Origin of the sequence: Prolixibacter bellariivorans ATCC BAA-1284, from assembly GCF_000621705.1 — a bacterium.
In the GTDB taxonomy this organism is placed as follows: domain Bacteria; phylum Bacteroidota; class Bacteroidia; order Bacteroidales; family Prolixibacteraceae; genus Prolixibacter; species Prolixibacter bellariivorans.
This window is the reverse complement of sequence record NZ_JHXO01000011.1, coordinates 283,154-295,579: the sequence shown is the minus strand read 5'-3', so window position 1 is coordinate 295,579 and position 12,426 is coordinate 283,154. Positions and strand designations below refer to the sequence as shown.

The window sequence follows — 12,426 nt, the reverse complement described above, 5'->3', positions numbered from 1 at the left end:
TTCCTATTTTTACGTCGAAAATATTTTAACCACAATCAGATGAAGAACAATTTAACCAATAAAGCAGCAGACAACATTCGAATTTTATCGGCCGCTATGGTCGACAAAGCAAAATCGGGTCACCCGGGCGGTGCCATGGGCGGAGCTGATTACGTCAACGTTTTGTATTCTGAATTTCTAAAATATAACCCGGACGACATGAACTGGCCGTTCCGCGATCGTTTCTTCCTCGATCCGGGTCATATGTCTCCGATGCTTTATTCTGTGCTCGCCCTTTCGGGAAAATTCTCGATGGAAGACCTGAAGAATTTCCGTCAATGGGGTTCGGTTACTCCCGGACACCCGGAACTGGATACCGAGCGGGGTGTGGAAAATACTTCCGGACCGCTGGGACAGGGACATACCATGGCCGTTGGAGCAGCTATTGCCGAGCGCTTCCTCGTGGCTCGTTTTGGCGAATGGATGGCACATAAAACGTATACATTCATCTCTGATGGTGGTATTCAGGAGGAAGTTTCTCAGGGAGCAGGTCGCCTGGCCGGTTTCCTCGGATTGAGCAATCTGGTAATGTTTTACGACTCCAACGACATCCAGCTCTCTTCCGAAACCAATGAAGTTAGTCACGAAGACACCGCAAAAAAATACGAAGCCTGGGGATGGAAGGTCATAACCATCAAAGGCAACGATGCCGATGAAATCCGTGCAGCACTAAAAGCCGCCAATGAAGAGACGGAAAAACCGACCCTCATCATTGGTAAAACCATTATGGGAAAAGGTGCGGTTACCGAAGGTGGCGAAAATTTCGAACGAAAAGTTTCGACTCACGGACAACCACTTTCCGCAGCAGGCGCTTCACTCGACAAAACCGTTGCCAATCTGGGCGGCGATCCGAAAGAGCCTTTCCAAATCTTCCCTGAAGTGGAGGAGCTTTACAAAAAGCGTCAGGATGAGCTTCGTCAGTGGGTAAAAGAGTTTGAAGCAGAAGAAGAAAAATGGGAAAAAGCCAATCCGGAACTGGCCGAGAAACTGGAAAACTTCCTCTCCGGTGATATTCCTGAATTTGATTTTGCCGCATTGGAACAAAAAGCCAACACGGCAACTCGCGCAGCATCAGGTGCCGTTTTAGCCGCTTTCGCGGATGAAATCGAAAATATGATTGTGGCTTCCGCCGACTTGTCGAACTCCGATAAAACCGATGGATTCCTGAAAAAGACACATCCGTTTACCAAGAATGATTTCACCGGAGCCTTCCTGCAGTCAGGTGTTTCGGAATTGACCATGGCATGTGTCATGAATGGTTTGGCTCTTCACGGTGGTGTGATTCCGGTTTGCGGAACTTTCTTCGTATTCTCCGATTACATGAAACCTGCAGTTCGTTTGGCAGCTCTGATGGAACTTCCGGTAAAATATGTATGGACACACGATGCTTTCCGTGTAGGAGAAGATGGTCCAACTCACCAGCCGGTGGAACAGGAAGCACAAATTCGTCTGCTCGAACAATTGAAAAATCACCACGGCGAAAATTCCATGCTGGTTCTGCGTCCGGCCGATGGACCTGAAACGACTGTTTCATGGAAAATGGCGCTGGAAAATACTGACACGCCTACCGCATTGATTCTATCTCGTCAGAATATAAAAGACTTACCGGCCAACAGCAATCGTTACACCGATGCACTGGAAGCTGAAAAGGGAGCTTACATTGTTGAAAATGACGCCAACCCGGACGTTATTTTACTGGCTTCCGGTTCAGAGGTAGCTACGCTCGTGAGTGGTGCAGCTTTATTACGCGAACGCGACAGCTTGAAAGTTCGGGTAGTCTCGGTACCTTCCGAAGGACTTTTCCGCACACAGGACAAAGCCTACCAGTCAGAAGTAATTCCTGCTGATGTACCGAAATTCGGGATGACAGCTGGTTTGCCGGTTACCCTGAAAGGACTTGTTGGTGATGATGGCGCTGTCTGGGGCCTCAACTCGTTTGGATTCTCTGCACCTTATTCCGTGCTTGATGAAGAATTGGGATTCAACGGCGAAAACGTATACAAACAGGTAAAAGCATTCCTTGGAAAATAACTTGCACTTGTTACCAATGGAAATCCCCGGTTGTTTTGGCCGGGGATTTTTTTGTATTTCTTATTCCATTCCAAAGACCGCTTTCAACCAGGCGGCCGCCATCAGGTGACAACCGGCTACTGTGGGATGAACGCCATCTGCCGTCCAATATGTCGGCTCGACTCTCTTCGACGCTTCATCAAAAACCGATTGATACGGAATAAAAATCGCATCGAACTCTTTAGCCAGTTTACGGGCAACTTTCCGGTAGGCATCAAATGCGGGAAACCACGTGTTATCCACAGCACGGCATCCCAAAACGGCAAAAGGCTCACCAATCACCAGTTTCACATCAGGCATAGCAGCTTTTGTTCGCCTTAGCAGTTCGCGGTAATCGTTTTCGTACACCTCGATGGTACCGTCATATTTACCATCGTGCATGTGCCAATAGTCGTTCACGCCAATCAGGATAGAAAGTAGTTTGGGATTTAGTTCCAAACAATCAGTCTCCCAACGATCGGACAATTGAAAAACTTTGTTTCCGCTAATGCCGCAGTTGTAAATGGTCAGATTTTTTTCGGCAAACTGATCCAGCAGTCGCGATGCTGCCAGGAAAACATAACCGGGACCAAATCCCCATGGATCGTTTGGCCGCTGATCTTTCTTTTCTCTTCCGGCATCCGTAATGGAGTCACCCTGAAAAAGAATCACATCATTTTTTTTCAAGAAAACTTCAGACAATATCTCTGTTTCCACCTGCGCATTGGCAGATTGCGCGCTAGCCGCAATAATTCCAGGGATGGCAGTGAGAGCTCCGGCACTTATGGCCGTCTGTTTCAAAAATTCGCGACGATCGGTTCTTTTCATGCGCTTCGTTTTTATCGTTTACTATGTTTTAATACAAAGGAAATTCACTTATCAAATGGCCGATGAAACAAAATCGGCAATAAACTTCACCCGCTCGTCAACACTGCCTTTCGGGATTTCCACCAAATGGTAGCCTGCTTCCCGGTAAGCTTTTACAATCCAATCATGAATTCGGCAAGCCTCTTCGAACGTTTCCTTCCGGATGTCATCTTCCGTGTATATCTCGCGCCACGGAGGTGTAATAAAAACAGTTTCGGCATACCGATGGTTCTTTACTGCCGCAGCTAATGGCTCCGAAACTGGTTTCCCCTTATACAGTGAAAAAGCGACCTGGTCCGGCAAGCCCCGATCGGCGAAAGCAATCTCTTTATCAGGAATCTGCTGAATAAAACGAATGCGCGACTCCATCACCCGACGTTCGAACTCCCGGGAATTCCGCCAGGGTAAAATCTCTCCCCCCTTTTTTAGTTGCTCATCAATCAATACACGTGCAATTTCAGGACCGATTTGGTATCCTTTCAGCGCAAGCTTCTCTGCAAGCGCGGTTTTTCCAAATCCGGGACCACCAGTCAAAACATAAACCATTTCATCATAATTCTACTCCTAATTTAGAAATAATATGCGTTCACATTTTGAATAAACATCCTGCGACAGATGATAAAATTAATTTATCATTAATTATCATTTTTATTCTATTGATAATAAATAAAATACAAATACGCTCTCACCATTAGTGATGGAGCAACAACATAAATTTATACTTTAGCAGCTGACTCCGTGTTCGCACACGGATTTTTTAAAATGCAATTCCGTGTACGAACACGAAATCAATAAATCAAAGAGAGAATGAAAAAACTGAACCGCAGCAATGTAGCCGACCTTCCTATTTATCCCGAACGGATACTACAATTCGGAGAAGGCAACTTTTTACGATCATTTACCGACTGGATGGTGAACCGAATGAATAAAACGGCCGGTTTCAACGCAGGAATTACCGTTGTTCAACCCATTGAGCGGGGAATGGTGGATATGCTCAATGCACAGGACGGTTTGTATCATGTATGCCTGAAAGGAATGAAAAACGGTCAGCCGGTAAAAGAAACCGAACTGATTGACTGCATCAATCGGGGAATCAATCCGTACACCGAATTCGATTCCTACCGGGAAGTAATCGACAATCCGGAACTCCGTTTTGTCATTTCCAATACGACAGAAGCGGGCATTGTATTCGATGAAAATGACCGACTGGAGATGCAACCTCAGAAATCCTTCCCGGGAAAAATGACCGCACTGCTATATCAGCGTTTCAAAACATTTAAAGGCGATCCGGCCAAAGGACTAATCGTCATTGCCTGCGAGTTGATAGACCGGAATGCCGATTTCCTAAAAAAGTACGTGTTACAACATGCTGAAAACTGGAAGCTCGAACCGGCCTTTACCGAATGGCTCGAAAATTCATGCGCATTCTGTAATTCACTGGTCGACCGTATTGTTCCCGGTTTCCCGAAAGAAAACATTAAGGAAATTCAGCAAGAGCTGGGCTACGAAGATAATTTAGTCACCGAAGCCGAATACTTTCACCTGTGGATCATTGAAGGACCGGAATGGGTGCAAAAAGAATTTCCGGCACAGGAAGCAGGTCTGGAGGTAAAATTTGTAAAAGACATGACCCGCTACCGCGAACAGAAAGTACGTGTGCTGAACGGATGCCACACCGGAAGTTTCGCTACGTCGCTGCTATATGGCCTGCCAACCGTTCGCGAAAGCATCGAAAACCTCGAAATCGGCCGCTTCATGAAGGAAATGGTTTATGATGAGATTCTGGTGGGAATTCAGGGAAACCGAACTGAACTGGAAGCTTTTGCAACAAAAATTCTGGAACGTTTCTACAATCCGTATATCCGCCACGAATGGAAGAGCATTGCCCTCAACTCCATGTCGAAATGGGAAACTCGTAATCTGCCTTCACTGCTCGATTATTTTGAAAAAGAAGGTCGCTTACCGCAAAAGCTGGTTTTCTCGCTGGCAGCAACCATTGCCTACTACAAAGGAAGCGTTGAGGGAGTTGCATATACACTGAATGATGACCAATGGATTCTGGACTTCTACGGTGAAGTATGGGAAGCTTATGATGGAACTCCGGAAGGAATGCATCAGCTAACGACCAAAGTACTGAATCTGAAACAACTTTGGAAACAGGATTTGAACCAGATTTCCGGACTCACCGAAGCGGTAGCCGGCTACCTCTACCTGATTGAACAGACAGGCATGAAGCAAGCTGTAAAATCAGTACTGGGCAGAAGAAATCCGAAGAAGAAAGTTGCCTGAGTACATGTTTTGAATGATTGATTAACTGTGATGAATGAAAAAGTCCGGGAGTATTTCCCGGCTTTACAAAACAACAGATGGAAAAGTTTATTCGCATTTCGCCAAAAGATAATGTAGTCGTCTGCCTCCAACCGCACAGTTCAGGTGAGCAACTGCAAGTCGACGGCCAGCAGATTACCGTTTTGCAGGAAATTCCGGCCGGCCACAAAGTCGCCATTCAAAAAATTGAAACGGACGAATTGATTCTGAAATACGGCGAACCCATTGGTCACGCCACCTCTACGATTGAAGTTGGTGAACATGTACATTCCCATAACCTGAAGACAAACTTATCAGGAAACCTGGAGTACACGTATCATCCAAATTTCAGAAAGCTTTCCGAAGGTGAGCCCTCGCGCACGTTTAAGGGTTACCTACGAAAGGACGGAAAAGCCGGAATCAGGAATGAGCTGTGGATTATACCAACGGTTGGCTGCGTGAACGGTCAGGCTCAACAAATTCTCGACATCTTCAAATCAGAAGTTCACCCGAATGACATTGATGCCGTTCAGGTATTCAAGCACAATTACGGTTGTTCGCAGTTGGGCGATGACCATGCCAATACCCGAAAAGTATTGGGAAATATGGCCAAACACCCGAATGCCGGTGGCGTACTAGTCCTGAGTCTAGGATGCGAAAATTTACAGATGGAAGACTTCCGGGATTCGCTGGGCGATTTCGATGAAGAACGTGTCCGCTTTCTGAAAGCCCAGGCAGTAGAGGATGAGATTGAGGAAGGCGTCAAAATACTGAAGGAACTCTACGAGGTTATGCGTCGTGACCAACGCGTTGAACTACCCCTATCCGAATTAAACATTGGATTGAAATGCGGTGGTTCCGACGGTTTTTCCGGCATCACCGCGAACCCGTTGTTGGGCGCTTTCTCCGATTTCCTAACCGCTTCCGGCGGAACTACGATTCTCACTGAAGTACCCGAGATGTTTGGTGCCGAGAAGCAACTCATGGAACGAGCTGAAAACGAAGCCATCTTCGGTAAGACCGTCAGCCTAATCAACGATTTCAAAGATTATTTTGCTGCACACAACCAACCGGTATACGAAAATCCGTCGCCGGGAAATAAAGCCGGCGGGATTACCACACTGGAAGAAAAATCGCTGGGCTGTACGCAAAAGGGCGGAAATGCAAACATCGTGGATGTGCTGAAATATGGTGATCCACTTAGCAAAAAAGGATTGAACCTTTTATCTGCTCCCGGAAACGATTTGGTAGCTACGTCGGCACTTGGTTTCAGCGGATGCCAAATGGTGCTGTTTACCACCGGACGGGGAACACCGTTCGGCAGTTTTATTCCCACCATGAAAATCTCAACCAACACCCCGATTTACGAAAAGAAAAAGCATTGGATCGATTTCAACGCCGGAGAGTTAGTCAACGGGCAAACCATGGAAGAATTACTTGACGAATTTGTACAATATATCATCAACGTGGCCAGCGGCGAAAAGCTAAACCATGAAAAAAGCGGTTTTCGCGAAATGGCCATTTTCAAATCGGGCGTAACCCTTTAATAACGCCACACCTGAACATAGAAAAAGGCTGTCCTCATCTCTGAAGACAGCCTTTTTTATCGGGTTCAAAATAAATTACTCTGCGTTCAAGCGGTCTGCCATCGCATTCGCCAAATCGATACACATCTGGAATTTATCCGCTTTCAAAGCGCCTTTCTCTTCCACCGGCTCATAAACCACATCCCACTTAATGTTCTCGGCAAACTTCATCAGGTTTTTCACGCCACCACCGTTCCAGGAGAATGAGCCAAAAACACCCAACAGGTGCTCCTTGATGCCCATGTGCTCAATTTTGGTCACCAACGCTTCCACACTCGGGAACATTTCGTTGTTATAAGCAGCGCTTCCCACGATAAATCCCTTGTATTTGAAAATATCACTGATGATATACGATTGGTGCGTTTTCGAAGCATCGTAAACGCGAATATTTTTCACGCCACGAACTGCCAGCTGACGGGCAATTACATCGGCCATTTTTTCGGTATTACCGTACATGCTACCATACACAATCACGACACCTTCTTCCGTTTGGTAACTGCTCCATTTATCGTACCGCGAAAGCACAAAATCGGTATGCGAACGCCAGATTGGACCATGAAGTGCAGCAATCATTTTAATGTCCAAACCACTCAGCTTTTTCATGGCACGTTGCGTATGCGGACTGTACTTTCCAACGATATTGGTAAAGTAGCGCATCATTTCCTCTTCGTAGAAACTGAGATTCAGCTCATCATCGAAAATTCCACCATCGAGCGTGCCAAAGGCTCCAAAAGCATCGGCTGAGAATAGGATGCCGTTCGTCTTTTCGAAACTAACCATCGTTTCGGGCCAGTGGACCATCGGGATGGTGTAAAACTCTAAGGTATTTTTTCCTAACGGAAGTTCATCACCATCACCAATTTCCAGTGTATTTTCCTTAATCTGGTAAAAGTTTTCCAGCATCGGAAAAGTTTTCTTGTTCCCGACGAGGGTGATATCAGGATATTCGGCAACGATGCTGCGGATTGCTCCGGAATGATCAGGTTCCATGTGGTTAATAACAAGGTAATCAACCTTCCTGTCACCCAGTATATTTTTAATATTCGAAAGATATTCGTCGATAAACGTACGCTCAACGGTGTCCATCAAAGCGACCTTCTCATCAACAATGAGATACGAATTGTACGCCATTCCGTGTGGAAGCGGCCAATAATTTTCAAAAAGGTGTGTTTTCCGGTCGTTTACTCCTACATAATAAATTTCATCTGCAAGCTTTACCTGATGCATAAAATTGTCCTCCAAACAGTTAACGATTTTTTGGTTTTCAGATTCAGGCACGAAAATATAAAATATTTGGCTGTAAACCGTTGAATAATTGTCAACAAAACATAAATAAACAACCTCTGAGCATGAAATGGGGAGTTCGACTGAAATTACTATTTTTACCCACCGTAAAAGACTAAGTATGGGAATTGAGCGCAGAAATAGACTAATGGTTTTCCCCCGCATGGGAAAATGGGCCATTATATTGGTTAGCATCGGATTTATTGTGGCAGGCATTCGTGCTTTTCAGCTGTATGGGTACATTTTCGAGAATAATGTAAAACATACAGGCTTTGTTTACATTCCCGATGGTGCGACTTATGATCAGGTAATTGACTCACTGAAGGCTGGTGATTTTTTGGCCAACTACAAGTCCATCAAATGGGTAGCGAATAAAAAAAAGTATCCGGATTTGATAAAACCGGGGGCGTACAAACTTGAAAAGAACTGGAGCAACAACAAACTGATTGATGTGTTGCGTTCCGGCGCCCAGACTCCCATTAAAGTGACCTTCAATAACATTCGATTCAGGAAAGATTTGGCAGCTCGTTTATCACATTATCTCGAAGCAGATTCAGCCGCTTTTCTGAAAGAGCTAACTGATACCGTTGTGGCCCAAAAATATGGCTTCACGTATGCCTCATTTCCGGCAATGTTTATTCCCAACACCTACGAGTTATACTGGACAACGACACCGGTAGAATTTGTCGACCGGATGAAACAAGAGTTCGACCGTTTCTGGAATGATGAACGGAAAAAGAAAGCGGAAGCAGCAGGTATGACACCCGTTCAGGCAACAACCCTGGCTTCTATTGTTCAGGAAGAAACGGTTAAACCGGATGAAATGCACAAAATTGCGGGCGTTTACATCAACCGGTTAAAGCGTGGATGGCGGTTACAAGCCGACCCGACCGTGAAATTTGCCGTTGGAGATTTTAGTATCAAGCGCATTCTCAATCAACACCTCGAAATTGAATCGCCTTACAACACATACAAATACAAAGGCTTACCTCCCGGCCCCATTAATTTTCCGAATCCGAAAAGTATTGATGCCGTACTGAATTATGAGAAAAGTAAATACTTGTATTTCTGTGCAAAGGAAGATTTTTCAGGCTACCACAATTTCTCTCGCACATTGAGAGAGCACAACCGGAATGCAGCGCGCTACCAGCGAGCGTTGAATAAAAATCGCATTTTTAAATAAGAAAAGTAAGCTTAGCCGATTACATTCACCTCACGTTCGAGCTGAATCGCAAATTTATTTTCCACATCAGTACGGATTTGTTCGGACAGATCAAAGATCTCCTGTCCGGTAGCGCCGCCGTGATTGACCAGCACTAATGCCTGACCATCGTGCACTCCGGCCTGACCGATACGCTTTCCTTTCCAGCCGGCATGCTCAATCAACCAGGCTGCCGCAATTTTCACTTTTCCTGCACCTGCAGGATAAAGCGGAACATCCGGATATTTTGCTTTTAATGTATGGGCTTTTTCATCCTCCACCACCGGATTTTTGAAAAAGCTACCGGCATTTCCAATGATATCAGGATCAGGCAGCTTTCTTTCGCGGATGGCAATTACCGCTCTTCGAATGTTAGAATGAGAAACTTTTCCCAAACGTTCAACTTCGGCGGCCACATCACCATAATCGAGCTTGAATTCGGGCTTCTTGGTTAATTCAAACACCACTGAAGTAACAACAAAGCGGCATTTCCACTCCTGTTTGAAAATACTGTTACGGTAGGAAAACTGACACATCTCACGGGTAAACGTTTTTTCCTGCAACGTTTGCAGATCAACACCATGAACTTCCCGGATAACGGAGCTCACTTCCACGCCATATGCACCAATATTCTGAACAGGAGCTGCTCCTGCCTTACCGGGAATCAAAGAAAGATTTTCAACGCCTCCCCAACCGTTTCCTACACAGAATGCAACGAACTCATCCCAGTCGATGCCGGCACCAGCCTCTACCCAAACCGATTCCTTGTCCTCTTTCAGAATCTCAATTCCGGAAACGTCCGAAGACAAAACCAGCTCATCCACATCATGCAGGAAAAGCAAATTGCTTCCTCCACCAACGATCAGATGCTCCATGTCCCGATACTCAGGATTTGATTGGTAAAACTGAATCAGTCCCTGGGGATCAGAAAACGACAGAAACGATTTAGCTTTGACATCGATGCCAAATGTGTTCCGTTCTAACAGGGAATAATCGTGGTAGAGGAGAAACATACCTTAAATTTTTGATGGCAAAGATAATAGAAGCAGGGATATTTACGTTTCCTTTTATAACTGCGTATCTTTACAACTAGAATTAGACAACTGTGCGAAAAATACTCCTGGCAGTAACAAACGATCTCGTTACCGATCACCGTGTACATAAAGTAGCCTCATCGCTGCAAAAAATGGGCTTCGAAGTAACACTTCTGGGAAGACGCTTCCGAAAAAGTGGCTCCCTGTCACGACCGTACCAAACCCGGCGATACCGTTTGCTTTTCAATAAAGGCCCGCTCTTTTATGCAACCTTTAATATACGACTCTTTTTTCATGTCCTTTTCGGAAAATACGATGTATTGGTTGCCAACGATTTGGATACCCTTCCGGGAATAACTGCCGCAGCCAGTCTGCGCAAGTTGCCAATCGTATACGATAGTCACGAACTCTTCACCGAAGTTCCGGAAGTTATCAAACGTCCCTGGGTACAACGGATGTGGAAACGACTGGAGAAGCTTTCGCTTTCACATGTACATTCTGCCTATACAGTCAGTCAATCCATTTCGGAATGCCTTTCGTCCGTTTACCGGAAAGAATTTACCGTTATCCGGAATATGCCGCGCTTTTCGCCCGTAACTTTCATTCCGGGCGACCGACAGATGGATTTTGGTGATCAGCAAATCATTCTCTATCAGGGAGCATTGAATATGGGACGTGGTTTGGAGATGATGATTCAAGCCATGAAGTATATTCCCAAAAGTATTTTACTGCTCGCCGGCGACGGTGACAAAAAAGAAGAACTTCAGGAACTGGTTATCAGGGAAAATCTGGGAGGCAAAGTGGTCTTTCTCGGAAGATTATCGCTTTCGGAACTCCATTTCCTGACACCACAGGCCGATTTGGGCATTTCGCTTGAAGAAGATTTGGGATTAAGTTATCACTTTGCGCTACCCAATAAATTGTTCGATTACATCCACGCCGGCATTCCGGTACTTGTTTCCGATTTACCGGAAATGCGCCGCCTGGTCGAGAATTACAAAGTGGGTGAAATACTGAAAGAGCGGACACCCGAAGCAGTTGCCCAACAAATCAACGAATTATTTTCGGCAAAAGAACACCGGAAAATATGGGAAGAGAATGCATCGCTGGCAGCACGGGAATTGTGTTGGGAAAACGAAGAGAAAAAACTGGCGGCCATTTATGCCCCATTCCTGGAAGAATCAGGACAGCCCGTCGTTGAGTAACGATTCGAAATCTATCGTTTCTTCCTCCTCGCCTACTTCCCGAACGGTCCCATCTTCGCAGGCTAATTTCCTTGCCGGGAATTTCCTGATCAACGGATAGTCGTGTGTTGCGATGATGACGGTTTTTCCTTCTTGATTAATTCCTTTCAAAACATTCAGAAGCGCTTCTGATGTTTCCGGGTCCAGATTCCCGGTAGGCTCGTCGGCCAGAATCACCTCCGGATTATTGAGTAAAGCCCGGGCAATGACAATGCGTTGCTGTTCTCCACCCGACAATTGATGCGGCATTTTCGAACCGGAATGCGGCATATCAACTATCTCGAGCACTTCCCGAATACGATCCTTAATAGCCCGCTCCTGTTTCCAGCCGGTAGCCTTGAGAGCAAATTCCAAATTCTTATAAACGCTCCGATCAATCAACAACTGAAAATCCTGAAAAACAATTCCCAGCTTCCTGCGAAGAAACGGAACATTTTTCCGTTTAATGGACTGCAGTTGGTATCCAACAACTTCTCCCTCCCCTTCAATCAGAGGCAATTCAACATAAAAAGTTTTCAGAAGACTGGATTTTCCACTTCCCACTTTCCCAATAATATACAGGAATTCTCCCTTTTCTACCTGAAGATTAACATCTTTCAGGATTAGATTCTCACGTTGATAAATATCTGCACCTTTCAGTTCAATGATTGCTTCCACTAGTAATCGAAAGTTTAAGTGAAAATTATATTTTTGTATGAGGCCGCTTCAGACAAAACTAAGTTTTTTTGCGGAACAATTGTGTGGATTCTCTTCTTTAAACCGGAACAAACAGTGTTTAACCTGATTACGCCCTGAAAAAAATCAGAACTGAAAAA

Annotated in this window: 10 protein-coding genes; 5 read left to right on the top strand and 5 right to left on the bottom strand. The window is 45.3% G+C overall.

The features are described 5' to 3' along the window. The first annotated feature begins 39 nt into the window (after positions 1 to 39). Complete coding sequence (locus T426_RS0116030; protein ID WP_027585963.1) at positions 40 to 2,070, top strand: transketolase family protein; 2,031 nt, start codon at positions 40 to 42, stop codon at positions 2,068 to 2,070. A 60-nt stretch (positions 2,071 to 2,130) separates the two neighbouring features. Here T426_RS0116030 and T426_RS0116025 read toward each other — a convergent pair whose 3' ends face one another. After that, entirely contained in the window at positions 2,131 to 2,916 is a 786-nt protein-coding gene (locus T426_RS0116025) for an SGNH/GDSL hydrolase family protein (protein WP_025864438.1), read from the bottom strand. A 51-nt stretch (positions 2,917 to 2,967) separates the two neighbouring features. Continuing rightward, a complete protein-coding gene (locus tag T426_RS0116020; protein WP_025864437.1) occupies positions 2,968 to 3,501 on the bottom strand; it encodes an AAA family ATPase in 534 nt (177 codons plus the stop codon). Between the two features lie 261 nt (positions 3,502 to 3,762). Between T426_RS0116020 and T426_RS0116015 the strand changes: the two genes are divergently transcribed. Both T426_RS0116015 and T426_RS0116010 read left to right on the top strand, forming a co-directional pair. Continuing rightward, on the top strand, positions 3,763 to 5,244 hold the full coding sequence (locus T426_RS0116015) for a tagaturonate reductase (protein WP_025864436.1): 1,482 nt from the start codon (positions 3,763 to 3,765) through the stop codon (positions 5,242 to 5,244). A 77-nt stretch (positions 5,245 to 5,321) separates the two neighbouring features. After that, entirely contained in the window at positions 5,322 to 6,809 is a 1,488-nt protein-coding gene (locus T426_RS0116010; RefSeq protein WP_025864435.1) for a UxaA family hydrolase, read from the top strand. Positions 6,810 to 6,884: 75 nt separating this feature from the next. Here the strand turns inward: T426_RS0116010 and T426_RS0116005 are convergent, their stop codons facing one another. Further along, the gene (locus T426_RS0116005; protein ID WP_234406675.1) at positions 6,885 to 8,090 is read right to left on the bottom strand and encodes an FprA family A-type flavoprotein; all 1,206 of its coding nucleotides are present in this window, start codon (positions 8,088 to 8,090) and stop codon (positions 6,885 to 6,887) included. Between the two features lie 163 nt (positions 8,091 to 8,253). Here T426_RS0116005 and mltG point away from each other — a divergent pair, with 163 nt between their 5' ends. Then, entirely contained in the window at positions 8,254 to 9,315 is a 1,062-nt protein-coding gene (mltG, locus tag T426_RS0116000; protein WP_025864433.1) for an endolytic transglycosylase MltG, read from the top strand. A gap of 11 nt (positions 9,316 to 9,326) precedes the next feature. Here the strand turns inward: mltG and murB are convergent, their stop codons facing one another. After that, positions 9,327 to 10,346 (bottom strand): UDP-N-acetylmuramate dehydrogenase, encoded by a 1,020-nt coding sequence (gene murB / locus T426_RS0115995; protein WP_025864432.1) that lies wholly within the window; start codon positions 10,344 to 10,346, stop codon positions 9,327 to 9,329. A 92-nt stretch (positions 10,347 to 10,438) separates the two neighbouring features. Here murB and T426_RS24005 point away from each other — a divergent pair, with 92 nt between their 5' ends. After that, positions 10,439 to 11,572, top strand: coding sequence for a glycosyltransferase family 4 protein (locus T426_RS24005; protein WP_051569009.1), 1,134 nt, complete (start codon positions 10,439 to 10,441; stop codon positions 11,570 to 11,572). Here the strand turns inward: T426_RS24005 and T426_RS24000 are convergent. Further along, entirely contained in the window at positions 11,549 to 12,268 is a 720-nt protein-coding gene (locus T426_RS24000) for a cell division ATP-binding protein FtsE (RefSeq protein WP_025864429.1), read from the bottom strand. The genes T426_RS24005 and T426_RS24000 overlap by 24 nt on opposite strands. Positions 12,269 to 12,426 lie beyond the last annotated feature (158 nt).

Bases quoted from the DNA above. Each gene is read 5' to 3' on its own strand.
- T426_RS0116030 (WP_027585963.1), top strand. From the start codon at position 40: ATGAAGAACAATTTAACCAATAAAGCAGCAGACAACATTCGAATTTTA.
- T426_RS0116025 (WP_025864438.1), bottom strand. From the start codon at position 2,916: ATGAAAAGAACCGATCGTCGCGAATTTTTGAAACAGACGGCCATAAGT.
- T426_RS0116020 (WP_025864437.1), bottom strand. From the start codon at position 3,501: ATGGTTTATGTTTTGACTGGTGGTCCCGGATTTGGAAAAACCGCGCTT.
- T426_RS0116015 (WP_025864436.1), top strand. From the start codon at position 3,763: ATGAAAAAACTGAACCGCAGCAATGTAGCCGACCTTCCTATTTATCCC.
- T426_RS0116010 (WP_025864435.1), top strand. From the start codon at position 5,322: ATGGAAAAGTTTATTCGCATTTCGCCAAAAGATAATGTAGTCGTCTGC.
- mltG (WP_025864433.1), top strand. From the start codon at position 8,254: ATGGGAATTGAGCGCAGAAATAGACTAATGGTTTTCCCCCGCATGGGA.
- murB (WP_025864432.1), bottom strand. From the start codon at position 10,346: ATGTTTCTCCTCTACCACGATTATTCCCTGTTAGAACGGAACACATTT.